The organism is Campylobacter sp. US55, assembly GCF_004378955.1.
In the GTDB taxonomy this organism is placed as follows: Bacteria; Campylobacterota; Campylobacteria; order Campylobacterales; family Campylobacteraceae; genus Campylobacter_D; species Campylobacter_D jejuni.
The window spans coordinates 1-16,468 of the sequence record NZ_RYYF01000010.1; the positions used below are offsets into that span (position 1 = coordinate 1).

General features: G+C 30.6%; 16 protein-coding genes and 1 other RNA gene. 4 read left to right on the forward strand and 13 right to left on the reverse strand.

The window, feature by feature from the left end; all coding sequences use genetic code 11:
- Window positions 1-132 precede the first annotated feature (132 nt).
- Window positions 133-1,509 carry a replicative DNA helicase gene (locus ELQ07_RS07065; protein WP_096702611.1) on the reverse strand — a complete coding sequence of 459 codons (1,377 nt, stop codon included), beginning with the start codon at window positions 1,507-1,509 and terminating at the stop codon, window positions 133-135.
- A gap of 133 nt (window positions 1,510-1,642) precedes the next feature.
- Between ELQ07_RS07065 and ELQ07_RS07070 the strand changes: the two genes are divergently transcribed.
- Window positions 1,643-2,572 (forward strand): DUF2860 family protein, encoded by a 930-nt coding sequence (locus ELQ07_RS07070; RefSeq protein WP_070316875.1) that lies wholly within the window; start codon window positions 1,643-1,645, stop codon window positions 2,570-2,572.
- A 38-nt stretch (window positions 2,573-2,610) separates the two neighbouring features.
- Here ELQ07_RS07070 and ELQ07_RS07075 read toward each other — a convergent pair whose 3' ends face one another.
- Complete coding sequence (locus tag ELQ07_RS07075) at window positions 2,611-3,939, reverse strand: MATE family efflux transporter (protein WP_134224934.1); 1,329 nt, start codon at window positions 3,937-3,939, stop codon at window positions 2,611-2,613.
- A gap of 206 nt (window positions 3,940-4,145) precedes the next feature.
- Complete coding sequence (locus ELQ07_RS07080; RefSeq protein ID WP_070316876.1) at window positions 4,146-5,081, reverse strand: NAD(P)-binding domain-containing protein; 936 nt, start codon at window positions 5,079-5,081, stop codon at window positions 4,146-4,148.
- Between the two features lie 70 nt (window positions 5,082-5,151).
- Here ELQ07_RS07080 and ELQ07_RS07085 point away from each other — a divergent pair, with 70 nt between their 5' ends.
- Together ELQ07_RS07085 and ELQ07_RS07090 are read left to right on the forward strand one after the other, a co-directional pair.
- Window positions 5,152-6,384 carry a glutamate-5-semialdehyde dehydrogenase gene (locus tag ELQ07_RS07085; RefSeq protein ID WP_002933483.1) on the forward strand — a complete coding sequence of 411 codons (1,233 nt, stop codon included), beginning with the start codon at window positions 5,152-5,154 and terminating at the stop codon, window positions 6,382-6,384.
- A complete protein-coding gene (locus ELQ07_RS07090) occupies window positions 6,381-7,466 on the forward strand; it encodes an FUSC family protein (protein ID WP_052785385.1) in 1,086 nt (361 codons plus the stop codon). The genes ELQ07_RS07085 and ELQ07_RS07090 overlap by 4 nt, the downstream gene beginning before the upstream one ends.
- On the opposite strand, the gene ELQ07_RS07095 is transcribed toward ELQ07_RS07090, so the two are convergent.
- The 6 genes from ELQ07_RS07095 to efp all read right to left on the reverse strand — a co-directional run bounded on the left by ELQ07_RS07095 (window position 7,463) and on the right by efp (window position 13,057).
- A complete protein-coding gene (locus ELQ07_RS07095; protein WP_052785384.1) occupies window positions 7,463-8,260 on the reverse strand; it encodes an amidohydrolase in 798 nt (265 codons plus the stop codon). The genes ELQ07_RS07090 and ELQ07_RS07095 overlap by 4 nt on opposite strands.
- Before the next feature lie 10 nt (window positions 8,261-8,270).
- On the reverse strand, window positions 8,271-9,563 hold the full coding sequence (locus ELQ07_RS07100; protein ID WP_075888367.1) for an SLC13 family permease: 1,293 nt from the start codon (window positions 9,561-9,563) through the stop codon (window positions 8,271-8,273).
- A 118-nt stretch (window positions 9,564-9,681) separates the two neighbouring features.
- Complete coding sequence (locus tag ELQ07_RS07105; RefSeq protein WP_070316878.1) at window positions 9,682-10,686, reverse strand: DUF2891 domain-containing protein; 1,005 nt, start codon at window positions 10,684-10,686, stop codon at window positions 9,682-9,684.
- 9 nt (window positions 10,687-10,695) lie between these two features.
- Entirely contained in the window at window positions 10,696-11,649 is a 954-nt protein-coding gene (locus ELQ07_RS07110) for a DUF979 domain-containing protein (RefSeq protein WP_134224935.1), read from the reverse strand.
- Window positions 11,636-12,328: a DUF969 domain-containing protein gene (locus ELQ07_RS07115; protein WP_070316880.1), complete on the reverse strand. Its 693-nt coding sequence runs from the start codon at window positions 12,326-12,328 to the stop codon at window positions 11,636-11,638. Before ELQ07_RS07115 ends, ELQ07_RS07110 begins: the two co-directional genes overlap by 14 nt.
- Window positions 12,329-12,487: 159 nt before the next feature.
- On the reverse strand, window positions 12,488-13,057 hold the full coding sequence (gene efp / locus ELQ07_RS07120; protein ID WP_002855210.1) for an elongation factor P: 570 nt from the start codon (window positions 13,055-13,057) through the stop codon (window positions 12,488-12,490).
- A gap of 113 nt (window positions 13,058-13,170) precedes the next feature.
- On the opposite strand from efp, the gene rnpB reads away from it, so the two are divergent.
- An RNA gene (gene rnpB, locus ELQ07_RS07125) (RNase P RNA component class A) lies at window positions 13,171-13,491 on the forward strand.
- On the opposite strand, the gene ELQ07_RS07130 is transcribed toward rnpB, so the two are convergent.
- The 4 genes from ELQ07_RS07130 to ELQ07_RS07145 are packed head-to-tail and all read right to left on the reverse strand — an operon-like array spanning window position 13,488 to window position 16,459.
- Window positions 13,488-13,763: a hypothetical protein gene (locus ELQ07_RS07130; protein WP_002933471.1), complete on the reverse strand. Its 276-nt coding sequence runs from the start codon at window positions 13,761-13,763 to the stop codon at window positions 13,488-13,490. The genes rnpB and ELQ07_RS07130 overlap by 4 nt on opposite strands.
- Complete coding sequence (gene fliS / locus ELQ07_RS07135) at window positions 13,744-14,130, reverse strand: flagellar export chaperone FliS (RefSeq protein WP_002933464.1); 387 nt, start codon at window positions 14,128-14,130, stop codon at window positions 13,744-13,746. Before fliS ends, ELQ07_RS07130 begins: the two co-directional genes overlap by 20 nt.
- A gap of 11 nt (window positions 14,131-14,141) precedes the next feature.
- Window positions 14,142-16,091, reverse strand: a complete 1,950-nt coding sequence (gene fliD / locus ELQ07_RS07140; protein ID WP_134224936.1) for a flagellar filament capping protein FliD — start codon at window positions 16,089-16,091, stop codon at window positions 14,142-14,144.
- 2 nt (window positions 16,092-16,093) lie between these two features.
- Window positions 16,094-16,459, reverse strand: coding sequence for a FlaG family protein (locus ELQ07_RS07145; protein WP_002933458.1), 366 nt, complete (start codon window positions 16,457-16,459; stop codon window positions 16,094-16,096).
- Between the last annotated feature and the right edge of the window lie 9 nt (window positions 16,460-16,468).

Here is a 16,468-nt window from a genome sequence, read left to right on the forward strand (position 1 = left end):
TAACTATTATAAAACTATATGGTTTGAATTTAAATTTTATTTTATAGAAAAAATTGATTTAATGAGAGTAAATTTTGATTAAATATTGAAATTATTTGTGAGATATTTTTAATTAATATATATTAATTAAAGCTAGCCTGTAAATTCGGTAGTTTCATAACCTATAGGTTTATCTACAAAACAAGATTTTTCTTTTAAAAATACAACTTCTATAGTTCCAACAGGTCCATTTCTATTTTTTCCAACAATAATTTCAGCATTTTCTTGCATAGGATTTGGTATAAAAAGCCTTTGATAAGCTTTGCCTTCAGCTTTAGCTTTATTCTCTCTTTCTTTTTCTTCTTGTTCTCTATAAACCTCATCGCGATATACAAACAAAATAGCATCCGCATCTTGCTCTATAGCTCCACTTTCTCGCAAATCACTCATCAAAGGACGCTTATTTGCCCTTTGTTCTAAACCACGATTAAGTTGCGAAAGTGCGATAATAGGCATATCAAGCTCTCTGGCCAAAAGCTTAAGTCCTCTTGAAATTTCACTCACTTGCAAATGCCTATCATTAAAATTTGAATTACTCATCATAAGCCCTATATAATCAATCACACAAAGTCCTATATTTTCATCTTGGGATTTTAAACGCCTTAAAATAGCCCTTACATCAGCAATAGTTGCATAACCACTATCGTAAATATATAATTTCTTTTGACTATAATCATTACAAGCATCTCCTAAACGCTCCCATTCGTCATCGTTTAAATCTGCAGTTAAAATTTTTTGCAAAGGAATGGAAGTTTTGGAAGATAGCATTCTTTGCATGATTTGAATTGCAGGCATTTCAAGAGAAAACAAAGCCACGCCTTTATTTTGTCTTAAAACCTTATCAATGAAATTTAAACAAAGAGTTGTCTTTCCCATACCTGGGCGCGCAGCGATTATTATAAGTTCACCCCCTTTAAAACCTTTTGTCATTTTATTTAAACCTTCAAAACCTGTATCAAGCCCTATAATACCTTTATTTTCTAAAGTTTTTTGCTTTTTAAATTCTTCAAAAAGTTCTGATATTACCATATCAACATCTTTAATATCTCTAGAATTCACACGATTTGTAATGCTAAAAATTTCTTTACCAATTTCATCTGCGATTTCACTTACGGCACGATCTTCATTGATACGAGTTGGTAAAAGATGTGCAAAACTCAAAAGTTGTCTTTTTACGGACTTTTCACGAAGTTCATTTACATAAGCAGACAAATCTATCATAGAAGGAGTAGCAAGAATTTCTGCTAAAATCTCTTCATCTATTTTTTTATGTTTTTTTAAAAAACTTATAGAAATAGGCTCTTTGTTGTTGCTACAAGCTATAATTGCTTTAAAAATATCTTCATGAGCTTTAAGACTAAAATCTTTTGGGCTAATATCGCCTGCTATACTAGCGTAAGCTTCTTCACTCATGATACAACTGCTTAAAATAGCTCGTTCTAAATCCAAGTCATAATATTCTTGTTGCACTAAATTTCCTTATAAATAGTTTTAAAAATTTTATCTAAAAAAACTTAAAATTATAAACTTTAATTTTTTATAAATATTTAAAGTAATGTTAGTTACAATTATCATCATAACATTTATTTTATTAGGAGAACGCTTGAAAAAACATTTATTTTCATGTATTTTAGCTTCCATTTTAGCCCAGTCAGCTATGGCTGTAGATTTTCAAGAAGGTTTTAGTGGAAATTTAAGCATAGGTGTAGGTGCAAGAGATATTAAAAGTAATATTTCAACTTTAGCAGATAGTGATTACTTAGGTGGTTATGATGCTGATAATTCGGACTCTTCTTTTATTCCTTTTATCGGTGTAGAACTTTACTATGGCAACCTTATAGACAATGATAGAGTTTTTATCAAAAACTATAATGGAAGAGATATCAGCGGTATAGCTTTAGGTTACGAAAAAGCTTATTTAGAGCGTTTTAGCACTTCTTTTTCTGTAATCTCTTCTTTAAGAGAAAAAGCTTATGCAAATCCTTATCAAACAGGCAATAGAGAAGAAACTGGTGTTGATAGATATGGTTTTAAAATCTCTCAACTTTACGAAAGTGATTTAGGAAAATTTACAGCTTCATATTTATTTAGCAAAAACAAATATGATAAAGACGCAGTTGAGTACAGCTCTTTAAAAAGAGAGGGGTATTATCACGAGTTTGAATTAAATTACAATTACAGTTTGTTAAATTTAGGACTAAGTTATGATTATAATGATGCAGATGGAAAAGCTCAAAGTTACTCAAGATATGGTTTAAGCATGGGAGCAAATTTAGCTTTTGCTAATGACTATATCTTCACCCCAAATTTAAGTCTTAGCAAATATGAAGCAGTAGGAACAGATCCTATCTTCCACAAAAAACAAGACGGTAATATAGTTAAGCTTAATCTAAAAGTTGTTAAAAATCAATTTTTGGGCTATAACGGACTTTATGGTTTTGCAAATTATGGTATAGAAAAAAGAAATAGCGATATAGGATTTTATGATGAAACCTATCAAGTTGTTTTAACTGGAATAGGATATAAATTCTAAAAAAGCTCCTTTGATAAAATTTAAAAAAGATCTATCCACTATAAAGATAGATCTTTAAAAATCCTTTTAAAAAAAATCCAAGCTAAAATCAAAACACAAAATTCAGCAAAAAATGGACTTAACCATACTCCATTTAAACCTATAAAATAGGATAAAAGCAAAAGAAAAAATAAAGGCATGAATAAATTTTGCGTTAAACTTAGAACCAAAGAAAAGCTTGCCTTATTAAAAGCTGTCAAAAAAGAACCGCTTAGAATATTAAACCATGCAAAAAGATAATTAAAAGCAAAAAGCATCAAAGCTGTATAAGCAAAAGTTTTAAATTCTTGATCATTTTCTTTTGCAAAAAGTGTTATCAAATTTTCTCCAAATATCAATATAAACACTATAGAAAATAAAGATAAAATTCCCCCTGCAAAAAATACCACTTTTATAATGGCTTTAATCCTTAAAAAATCTTTTTTAGCATAATTATAACTAAGCGCAGGTTGCATCGCATCCCCCATAGCAATAATAAGCATTATGATAAAACTATCAATATATAAAATAATAGAAAAAGCTGCCACGGCTTGAGTGGTAGAAATTTTTAATAAAACAAAATTTGCAAAAATACTATATAAAGAACCCGAAACATTGCCAAAAAACTCGCTACTTCCATTATAAAGAATATTTTTAAAAATTCTCAAATTTATATATAAACTTGAGAATTTAAGCTCTAAATTTTGAAATAAAAAAGGAATAATTCCAAAAATACCACTTAAAACAATTCCTAAACAAGTTGCAAGGGCTACCGAAAACAAGCCCCAACCAAATACAACTATAAAAAGATAATCAAATACAATATTACTTAAAGCTATGATTATATTCATAATCATACTATAGGTTGTTTTTCCACAAATTCTTAAATAATTGTCCAAGGCAAAAGAAAGCATGGTAAAAGGTGCAAATAAAGCAAAAACAAACATACATTTTTTAGCCATAGTTTTAATCTCATCACTAACATTTAGACAATCAATCAAAACAGGTCCTAAAAAATACTCCAAAATTCCAATAAAACAAGAGATTAGAAAAATAATCAATATACTAGAACTAAATATCTTTCTAGCTAAATTCTTCTTGCCCAAACCCAAATGCATAGAAATTTGCACTGCTGAACCTATAGCTATCATATCAGCCAAAGCAAAAGACATCATAATAAAGGGAATAATCAAGGCTAGTGCCGCTAAAGCATCACTTCCTAGATATTTTCCAACAAAAATTCCATCAACTATATAATAAAAAGAAATAAAAGCCATGCTTATAACATTTGGCACGGCGCATTTTATAAAAAGCCTAAAAGGGCTTAAAGTGCTAAAAATATTTGACATATAAATCCTTTAAAAATATTAAAATAAAATATTTTTAAAGACGCTAGTATAGTGCTTGAAGTCCTAAAATATAGAAATTTAGACGATAAGTTCTTATTGTTGTTTTTGTATTGATTTTATTTTGCATTTTCATAGATTTAAATTAAAATAATAAGAATTATAAAATTTACTTATTAATAAGTCAAATTTAGCCCAAAGGCTAAATTTTAAAGCACGGAAAGAATTTTTACAGCGTCATTTAACCCTGTAACTATACTTGCTCCATTTTTAGTAGCAATATCTCCTGCTACAAAGATACCTTTAACATTGCTTTGTTTATTTTCATCCATTAAAGGCACACCTTTATCATCAACATTAATCCCGCATTTTTGTAAAAAATCAAGTGGAGTAGAACCACCAATAGCATAAATGATTCTATCATAAATATCGCTTGTACCATCGGTAAAATTTACCTTAGCCTTGCCACTATCATCTTCTACTTCATTAATGTCGATTCCTAGTTTTAACTCTACTTTACCCGAATTTCCAGCTTCGTGAATATCTTTAAGATTGATATCATTTAATCTTGTAAATTCTTTTTTACGATAACAAAGGCTAACTTGATTTGAATTAGCCAAATCCACAGCGTATTCTGCTGCTGAATTTCCGCCACCTACAACAAGAATTTTTTCATTTCCCAAAACTGAATTGGCATTAAAATTAATGATTTTTGTTAAAGTCATAGGAAGTTTGTAATCAGGCTTATTAGGTTTGCCCATTCTACCTATAGCAACGATAATGTTTTTACACTCATAAACACCTTTAGCTGTGCTTACTAAAAAAACTCCATTTTCATTTTTAACACTCTCAACTTCAGAGCCAAATTCAATTTCTATATTGTGCTCTTTCAATGCGTTTTGAAAAGTTTCTATAGTGCTTTCTTTGGTGCCATCTTCAAAAGGAACATGTCCATGATTAGTTCCTTCGCATCCCTTATAAGCTTTATCTACTCTCTTGCCATCTTTATAAAATTGCATTAAAGTTTGGCAAATGTTATTTGATTTTTCCAGTATCAAAACTTCTTTGTTTTTAAGCTTGGCTTCAACCGCACAGCCTATGCCTGTTGGACCTGCACCTACTATAATTAAATCTATTTTTTTCATTTATATTTACCTTTCAATTCTGATTTTTTTTGTATAATTTATCAAGTTTTTTGTAAATAAAGGATTAAAAATGCGAAATTTGCTTGAAAATATTAAGAAAAATTCTCAAAAACTACTTAACTTAACACCCAAAGATAAAGAAAAAATTATTTTAAAATTAGCTCAAAATTTAAGAGAAAATTTCAAAATTATCCTAGAAGCAAATGAAAAAGATATAGCAAATTTCACAAAAAGTGAAGCAATAAAAGATAGGCTTTTGTTAGATGAAAAACGCATTTTAACTCTTTGTGAAGGCCTAGAAAAAATCGCTTGCATCGAGGATCCTATAGGCAAAATTTCTAAAGCTTGGAAAAATTATGCGGGTTTGAGCATACAAAAAATAAGCATTCCTTTAGGACTTATTTGTGTTATTTACGAAGCAAGGCCTAGTCTTAGTGCTGAAATTGCAGCTTTAATGATAAAAAGTTCTAATGCTTGTGTATTTAAAGGTGGAAGTGAAGCAAAATTTACAAACAAAGCTATATTTACTCTTGTTAGCAAAGCACTTAAGGAATTTAGTTTGCAAGATTGTTTTGCCATGCTTACTCAAAGAGACGAGATCAAACAAATTCTAACTTTTGATGATTTAATCAATGTGATCATACCTCGCGGTAGTTCAAATATGATACAAGAAATTGCAAACAATACTAAAATTCCTCTCATTAAGCAAGATAAGGGCTTGTGTCATGCTTTTGTAGATCAAAGTGCTAACTTAGATATGGCTTTAAAAATAATCCTTAATGCAAAGTGTCAAAGAGTAAGTGTTTGCAATGCTTTAGAAACGCTTTTAATCCATGAAAAAATTGCTAAAAATTTTATAAGTCTTTTAATCCCTGAATTTAAAAAATTTAAGGTAAAAATTCACGCTCATGAAAATGCTTTGGCTTATTTTAACAACTCAAATTTAGAAGTTTTTAAAGCAAATGAAAATACCTTTGATACAGAATGGCTTGATTTTGCTTTAAGTGTAAAATTAGTAAAAGATTGCGATGAAGCTATAGAGCATATCAACAAACACAGCTCCTTGCATTCTGAAAGCATTATCTCAAATGATGCTTCAAATATCGCTAAATTTCAACGCCTTATAAACTCATCTTGTATTTATGCTAATGCTTCAACGCGTTTTAGTGATGGAGGAGAATTTGGCTTTGGTGGAGAAGTTGGAATTTCAACTAACAAATTGCATGCTAGAGGTCCTATGGGGGTTGAAGATATTTGCACTTATAAATATATAATCAATGGGGAAGGACAAATTCGAGAGTGAATAAATTAGAAATACTAAAGCAACACTTTAAAGAAATTGCTAAACTAAATTCAAGCGAACAAGTTTGGCAAATGCCTTTTTTTGCGGCTTTGGGTGTGGGTATAGTTTTAGGGTTTAGTGTATTTTTTGGAAAATTAAACTATGGGCTCATTGCCATGATAGGAGCTTTATCTTTTTTATATGTTCCAAACACTCCTTTATATCATAGAATGGCTGTTGTGATGTGCTGTTCTTTTGGCATAGTTTCTAGTTTTTTCTTAGGAATTTTAACTCATTTTTTGCCTTCAGTTTTTGCCTTCATCCCTATAGGACTTGTGGCCATGGGAAGTTCTGTTTTAATTAGATATTATAACATTGGCGCACCTGGATATTTCTTCTTTGTATTTTCTTGTGTTTTAGGAGCTTATTCTCCTTTTGAAGCTAAGGATTTTATTTTTTTAGTGGGTCTTGTTTTTCTTGGAGCAATGGTGGCTAATTTAATGGCTTTGTTATATTCTATCGTTGTGATTTATGGATTTAAAAATGCTTTACCTGGCGAAATTCCACCTAGAGAATACATAGGTTTTGATGCAGTTTTTGTGGATTCTTTGATTATGGGTTCTTTTGTGGCTTTTTCTATATTTTTAGGAACTTTTTTAGAACTTGAAAGAAGTTATTGGATAGCCATTTCTTGCACAGCTATTATGCAAGGTGTAACTTTAAACTCTATATGGATTAAACAAATTCAACGTATCATAGGAACGGCCTTAGGAGTATGTTTTGCATGGTGGCTTTTATCTAAACAATTTCACAATATAGAGCTTGTTTTACTTATGATGTCTTTGTTTTTTATAGGACAATTTTTAGTCAATCGAAACTATGCTTTAGCTATGATTTTCTTTACTCCTTATGCTACTTATCTTTCAGAAGCAGCTAATTTTATGAGTGAAAATGCAGATACATTGATACTCGCTCGTTTGATTGATGTCGTAATAGGAAGCATTTTAGGACTTTTGGGTGGTTTTGTAATTTATAAACCTTATCTAAGGGTACATTTTGAACGCATTGCAAAATACATCTTTAGGATAAAACAAAAAGCTTAAAAGTCAAATAAAGCACAAGCATTATCCCCCAAAATTTGCTCTTGTTCTTTTTTAGATGCGACAACTTCATTGAAAGCTACTAGAGCCGATGAAAAATTAACATTTACTTCAAAATTTGTATGCGGCCAATCGCTTCCAAAAACAAAATTGCTAAGTGGAAAATGTTCTTTTAAAATTTCATATATTTTCTTTGCAAATTTTACAGCTTGTTCATTATTAGCATAATCTATTTTTGCCCTATAAAAACCGCTAATTTTAAAAAATATTCTAGAGTTTTTTAAACAAATTAGATCCTCTAAATTTGTTAAGTTTGTATTAGCTCTTGCTAAATGATCGATAACAATATTACAACCATAAGGAATTAAATTTTCAACAATATCAACAAGATTATTGTCTAAATCTCTTTGAATTTCTATTTGCATTTTAAGCTTACTTAAATTTTCAAAAAATTGAGTCCAAACCGTACTTTTAAAATTTGGCAATTCTTTGCCAATTAAATTTAATCTAACTCCACAAGCTTTTCTTTGTTTTAGTTTTTTAAGCTCATCAAATTTAATACCTTCATCAACCACAACTATAGCTTTTATATTTTCATCTTTTTCGATACTCTGAAGCAAAAATTCATTATCAACACCTAAAAAACTTGGCTGAACTAAAACCCCTTTATCAAAATCATAATGATCTAAATTTGCTTTATAATCTTTAAAACTAGCGTCATAATCAGGTTTATATCTTGCATTTGCAACCGTATTTAACTTTTTCAAAAATATATGTGCATGAGTATCAATCTTCACTAAATTATCCTTATAAAATAAAACTCATTATAATAGTGGCTAAAATCGCCGCCATAAATCCTATAGGCACAGCTTTAATAAGCAAATCTTTAAATAATTTTTCCTTATATTTATCAGGACAAGATCCTAAAATTAAACTTCCTCCAGAAGAAAAAGGAGAAATAGCAGAAGCTTGAGCCCCTATAACAATACAAGAAAAAAGCAATGCCTCGCTTAATCCACTGCTTGCAGCAATGCTTGGAACTATAGGAAAAAGCGCTGGAGTAACCACACCCAAAGTACTTGAAAAAAGCGACATAAAAGCTGCAATAGCACACATTATTAACGGAATAAAAATCACATTGATCTCATTTTCTACAAGATCTGAAAATAATTTTATAGCCCCCGCTTCAACCGCTATACTAATTAACATCCCTACTCCACAAATCATTATCAAGGTTCCCCAAGGAATTAAAGCAACAACTTGTTTCTCATCGGCTAATTTTAAAAATAAAGCAATGGCAACAAAAATCATGGCTATCATGGCTATATCTATTTTTTTATTAAAATAACTAATTGTCTCATTATGTGGAAAAATAATATTTAACACAGGAAAGATTAAAACAACAATAATCATCATAAACATGAGAATTAAAGTAGTTTTTTGTTTATAATCAAATGGATCAGGTTTTGAAATAACACTGATTTGCATCTTATTTTTAAAAGCATTAAACACAAAAAAAGATAATACTATAATAGGCAAAATTATAGTAAAAGCAAAAATAATACTAGAATTTACAAAAGCTTCATTTGCTTCAATACCTGAATTTTCCATCAATCCTCGAAAAATAATCCCACTTTGAGAAGTCATAAAATTTGCTCCTCCCAAAGCACCATAGTTTATAGCCATAGCTCCAGCAATTTTACTTAAACCGATTTTATCGCAAAGTAAAAAAGTAAGTGGTGCCATAAAAGCCAAAACCGTATAAAAACCCGCTCCTAAAGCAGCTATAATAGCACTAACCACAAAAATAACAAAAGGAAGCAAATAAGGATGATTAGCAAAACGATACATCAAATGTCCAGCTAATTTTTCAAGAGTTCCATTTACGGTTGCAAAATTATAAAACAATGAAACAGCAAAAATAACAAAAAATATAGAAATAGGCCAAAAAGCTATGATTTTTTTAGGAGCCAAATCCATAAAAAAAGCTCCTATAACATAAGCAAAAATCATAGCAAAAATTCCAACATTATGTCTAGTAATATAGCCTAAAATGATGGCTACTATAATACTAGAGATGATTAAAAAAACCATTATCATCCTTTAAAATATTATTGGGCTTATAATATCAAAAAATATATTTTTCAAAGCATAAAAACAAAATATAAATTTAAAAAATATCTATTTAGTAACAAATTTACTCATCTTATGAAATTTTTTATAAAATATCCACATCCATAGCAAGCAAAGCAAAGCTTCCTAGCCAATGCGACCCAAGATAATCATCTTCTATATGAGCTATGGCTTTATCAAAATGCTCTGTAGAATTGTTTCTTAAAAGAATTTTTAAATTTTCATCGCAAAAATTTGAAAGTATTTTAAAACACCAAGCACGACTTAAATTTAGCCCATCTAAATGTGCTATTTTACCATCGCTCCTATCACTCACACTCACAGGGGTAAATAAAGTTGCAGGTTCTTTTGTTTCTAAATTTGGCAAATATGCTTTAAAAAATTTTACAAAATCATTTTTAGGTAAAACAGCACTTAAAAGCACCGCTTCCATCAAAACAGGAGATAAAAACTCATCTCCACAAGGCTCTAAAGCTTGCATATTTTTATCATTTAAAAACCACTTTTTAGCACTTTGGATAATGCAATACTCCAATTCTTGATCTTTTTTAAATCTTGCATATTCTAAAGCAAAATACAAAGCAAAAGAGCTATTAAAATGAGTTCCAACTCGTATAGGATAATCCATCTTAGGCAAAAACTCCTTAAATTCTTTAACAAAAAAATCAGCTATACCTTCTAAATTTTTAGCCCAAATTTCAGCTTTGTCATTTTCCTTAGTAAGTAAATTTATCTCCAAAGCCAGTTTTAAAAACCATCCCCATCCATAAGGTCTTTCAAAACCTTTGTGCGCAGGGTTTTGAAGATACTTAAGCTCTCCTTCTGCTTTTTCTTTGGTAAATTGAGAATCTAGGGCTTTGATGATTTCATCCTTTGGAGCAAAATGAGAAAAATCTTTTAAAATTTTCACCAAAAGCCAGTGAGAATGCACACTAGAATGCCAATCATAAGAACCATAAAATATAGGATACATAAGTTTTGGTGGTTTAATATCATTGATATCATTAAAAGAATGTGTGATTTTATTTGGCAATTCTCTAAAAATATTTTCTAGCGCAATAAAGCTAAATTGTTTTATAAATTTTTCCATTGTTTCTCCTTAAAATCTAAAAGCTAAAAAATACATTAAAAAGATATTAGCTACAAGCAAAACAAGTCCTGACATAAACTGGGCTTTAATTACGCCATTTTTATCATCTAAATTTAAAAGTGCTGCAGGAACTATATTAAAATTTGCAGCCATAGGCGTCATTAAAGTTCCGCAAAATCCACTAAGCATTCCAATCGCACCTATAATAGCAGGATTTGCATACATTTGTATGATTAAAACCGGCAAAGCAATGGCAGCAGTAATCACAGGAAAAGCTGCAAAAGCATTGCCCATTACTATAGTAAAAATCGCCATAGCGATACAATACACAGCTACTGCAATAAAAGCATTATCTAAACTAATATAACTAGATAAAAGTTTAGATACTTGATCGCCCATTCCTGCAGAAACAAAAACTACCCCAAGTGTAGCCAAAATTTGCGGTAAAAGCGCCGCCCAACTAATGTGATCCATAGTATGTGCTGCATCTTTAACGGCTCTTTTAGGAGAAGCCTTAAACATAAAACAAGCAACCACTGAAGAAATAATTATACCTATAATCAAAGCCATCAATGTAGCATTTTTATTTTCAAAAAAACTCAAATGGGGAAATAAAAAAGTCCCAATAAGTGTAATCAAAGGAACCATTAAAGCAGGAATAAAAAGTTTATTTTTATAAATATTTGCATGTTTTATCTCGTATTCTTTTTCTTCTTTGCTAACTTCAATCTTTGCTGGTTTTAATAAATTAAACCCTGCTATAAGTGCTAGTAAAATCACTATACAACCCATCACAAAATGAGGCAAAACTCCTGCTAGCAAAAAAGTAAAACTATAACTTATCCAAAATACCCCGCCGCTTATTCTTGATTTTATATCTTTAGCTTGATTAGAAAAACTTAAAATTCCAAAAATTAAAAATAAAATTCCTACAATATAATAAAGTAAATCAAGACTTATCATCACTCAACCCTTTATAAGTTTTTTCTAATCTTTTATCAAATAAATAAAGTCTAGAACAATGGATAATTAAAGCCAAAATTCCAGTTGGTATAGCCCAAACTGATAAATGCAATGGCTCAACAATAATACCATTGCTCTCATAAAAAGCTTTAATAAATAAAATAGAATGCACGGCTATAAAAATATCCTCTCCAAAAAATACAGCAACATTATCCGTTCCTGCAGAAAAAGCTTTGATTTTTTGACTATCTTTATGTGTTAAGTTTTTAAATTTAAGCTTAGCTGCAGCTTCTGCCATAGGGGCTATTAAAGGTCTTATCATCTGCGCATGTCCACCTAAAGATAAAAGCCCTAAAGCTGCAGTAACTTGTCTAAAAATAAAATAACACATTAAAATTCGTCCCGTACTGGCAACTTTTATTTTGGATATTAAATTTTTAGCCTGCTCTCTTAAGCCTTTGCGTTCCAAAACAGCAAGCAAAGGTAAAATAAGCCAAATTATAGCAACATAGCGATTATCTACAAAAGATTTTCCTATATCACTAACAACCTTAACAAAATCAAAACCTGAAACAAGTCCAGCATAAATTCCAACTGAAGTTACCACTAAAAAAGGATTAATCTTTAAAGCAAAACCTAAAACAATCAAAGGTATAGAAGCAAGAAGTAACCATTCCATCAACCATCTCCACAATATAAATTAGGAATATTATAGAAATTTTAAATTGAAGAAAAGTTTAAAAAAATATTTTTAAGAATAGAATGAGAAATTAAGTAACAAAATAAATTTTATATAAATTTAAAAAAGCTTTGGAATACTCCAAAAGCTTTTTTTGTATTATTTGTTCGCTCTTTCTATATACTCACCACGCACAGTATCAACACGTATAACTTCACCTTCTAACACATGAAAAGGAATTTGCACTACCGCACCTGTTTCTAATGTAGCTGGTTTTTTATTTGATCCTTGAGTATCACCTTTAAAATTTGGAGCTGTTTCGATGATTTTGAGTTCAACAACTTGTGGAACTTCTACGCCGATAGCTTTACCATTGTGAAAAAGCACATCTACCATCATACCATCAAGCATCCATTTTTTTGCCTCACCCACATCATCATCACTTATAGCTACTTGCTCATACGTTTGTGTATCCATAAACTGGCAATTTTCACCATCATCATAAAGATACTGCATGGTTTTATCTTCTAGATTTGGAGCTTCGCATTTATCGCCTGCATGGAAAGTTTTTTCAAGCACTTTACCATCAATAAAAGATTTGATTTTAATACGCACAAAAGCAGGGCCTTTACCTGGTTTTACATGCTGATACTCAACTATTTTAAAAGGAATTCCATCAATTTCTATTTTAAGTCCCTTTTTTAAATCACCCATTGAATAAGATGCCATAAATTTCCTTTGTTAAAAAATAAAAAATAATTTTATCAAATTTTGATTGATATCGCAATAAAATTATTTTATTTGATGAAAAAATAAGTAAAATTACGCTAAAATTTAAATTTAAAGCATAGTAAATGCTCGCTTCTTTTTAGAAGAGGAAAGTCCGAGCTGCTAAAGACAAGCATTCCATCTAACAGATGGCTAGGGCAACCTAAGGGATAGTGCAACAGAAAGAAAACTACCACACAAGTGGAAAAGGTGAAACGGCGGGGTAAAAGCCCACCAGCGATTTTGGTAACAATTTCGGCTATGTAAACCCAATGTGCAGCAAGAAGGGATGGTTAGCGTCTTTGTTTTAACCCTTCGCTTGATTTTGTTTGCAAAAACAAAACTAGATAAATGAGCATTCAAGACAGAACTCGGCTTATCGCTATGCTTTTTAAGATTTAAAATATGTCAACGCTTTTTGAAATTTTTGAATTTCAACAGCTTTTGTTTTTTTCTTTTGCTCAATTAGTACAACAGCTTCTTGTAAAAGAGCTTGAATTTGATAAAATACATCATTTGCATTTTCTTTTAAAAAATCTTCTGAAGGCGATTTTTTGGCTAAATTTTTAACAAAAGCTTTCATATCAAGTTCATCAAGTAAATTTTTAAGTTTGTTAACATCTTCTTGAATTAATGCGAGTTTAAAATCATTGAGCCATTGTTTCATTACTATGCACTTCTCTCCAAGCCTCTAGTAAACCTTTGGTTACATTTATAACTTCATTAATTCTTTCTTCGTTATTTTCTAAATTTGCCAAAGATAAAAGTTGAATTTCTCTTGTATAAAGCCCACTTAAATAATGCGCCACATCTCCACCTTTTTCATAATCTAAAGTATTAATAAGTTCTATAAAAATAGCCGTTGTCCTTTTTACAAAATACACTCTTTGCTCTATATCTTCATTTCTTATAGCTACTTTAGCTCTTGCACAAAAACGCAAAATCCCCTCATAAAGCATTTCAATAAGTTTTTGCGGAGATTCTATCCCCGCTTGATTTTGAGAATAAGCATTATAAGCTAAACTATTTTGCATCTTTTTTATCCTTAATTATTAGAATTATTCGCTGCGTTAATCATATTAGTTACAGTTGTTAATTGCTGATTAAGTTTATTTAAGATGCTCTCATATTGCAACCATTGATTTGCCATAGTTTCATATCTTGTATCAATCAAAGTTTGAGTTGATTCTTTGGTTTGAGTTAAAGACTTAGTATCATTTGTTAAACTCTCATCGTATTTTGTTAAAGATCCATTTGTACCAGTTATGCCTTGTAAAGTTGTTTTAAGCTGAGCAAAAACACCCACACCTTCAACTGCCTCAGCGGCAATGCTCGTTTGGCTTAAGCCAAATTGTTTAAGAAATTCACTATCTCCTTTTATGGCAAAATCAGAACTTCCATCGGTTTTAAAATTAAGCTTATATCCTTTTTCTCCATCTTTATCATAAGATTCAACTTTAACTGTTAAACCTTCAATGCCTTTACTATTGATATGATTAGCCAAATTTTGAAGCATTTCTTGTTCTGTTTTTCCTGTTAATTTAAAATCAGTTCCATCAGCATTTTTAGATAAATCATAAGTTTCAAAATTCGTAACAATTTGAAATTTTCCAGATTCAAAACTTATGCCTTTACCTTCTTCATCTTTGCTCCCTAAATACTCACTAAGACTGCCCTCTTTAATTAAATCACCAGTATAGTTTATGTCTTTATACTGAGTAACGCCTGAAAAAAAGCTTTCAGTTAAATCAGGATTTTCCTTCATCTTGCTTTCAAAAGTAGAAGAGTCAAAATTTAAAGTCCCTGAGTCAGTCATACTTAGACCATAATCTTGCAAAGAAAGCATTACTTTAGTATTTACCTTATTACCATTATCATCTTCTACAGTACCATCAACCGATTGGGTTTTAAAAAGCACAGAAATGATACTAGATCGTATAGAATTTACCTCTGTCACACCTTGTAATGAACCCTTAGTTCCTGTTTCACTATTATAGTCTGTAGCGGCATTAAGATTTAACACTAAGTCATTATAGGCATCAACCATATCTTGCATAGCTTTAGTAACAGACTCACTATCTTGCTGAACATCAAAATTGATTTCACCTGTTTTGTTTAAGGTTAAAGTAATCCCTACTCCAAGATCAGTTATAGTATTGCTCGATCTTGTCATCTTGATACCATCCATGGTAAATTTAGCATCTTGGGCTTTTTGTATATGCAAAGGGTTTTCTTCGTCATCAATGATACCAACACCTTTTTTGCTTTTAGCAGGATCAAAGTCTTTATCCTTTAAAGCTTCTTCATCGAGTTTCCAACCAAGACTTTCAAAAACTTCTGTTGCTTTATTATCTATTTCATATTTTCCCTCAGCATTTTTTGCACCTGGATAAAAACTTATAGCACTATCTTCACCTGTCTCTTTACTAGTTAGAGTTAAACGATAAGGTGCGCCTTTTTCTCCTGTATTTACCATCTTAGCAACAATCTCTCCGCCTGTAGCGGTATTGATCTTATCTACTAAATCACTATAAGTTGTATTTTTATCTATAGTAACGCTGTATTCTTTTCCGTTAGAAAAAAAGGTTAGATTTGTAGCTTCTTTTAAATTTGCATTGATAATTCCTGTATCATTTACCAAACCCTTGCTTTGATAAACATCTTTTTGGGCAAGTTGAGTCACATTGATATTCATGCTTTGCAAAGCAACACCTGAAGTTACACTAAGGCTTGCAGGAGGATTATCAGTGATACTCGCAACAACTTTTCTTTTTGCAAAAGCCGTAGAGTCTCCTAAAGACGATACAGCTGCTTGAAAAGTAGAAAGTTTGGTTTTAAGCTCAGTTAAATCTTTTTGTTTTGTTGTATTTTCTTCAATTTTTTTAGTATAAGGATCAATGCGAGCTTTTTGTTCAGCTTCTTTCAACTTATCTAAAGTATCTTGAGTTAAAACCCCTGAACCAAATCCTAAACTAGATAAACTACCAAATGCCATTTTCAACTCTCCTTATCAAATATCATTCCTATCACATCCCTAAAATACTCAGCTAGTCTCATAGCCTCTTCACTAGGAATTTGACGAATTTCCCTTCCAGTACTTTTTTCAGTCACGCTAATATACATAGAATTAATTTTATCGCTATAACCAAAACGAACATTAGTATCTAAAGAATCCATTTGTTCATTTAGCTTTTTTGTAATATCAGCTAACTTTTCATTCACACCTTGTTGCTGTCCATCATCGCCTCCTTGGCTTTGACTTCTATCGGTTTGAATGTTTGAACTAGCCTGTGTCTCACTTGTTCTTTGGCTAATGTTTGCCAAAGCTGTATCCATTTGCCCATTTGCCTTCGATATTTCCATTTTAAAATC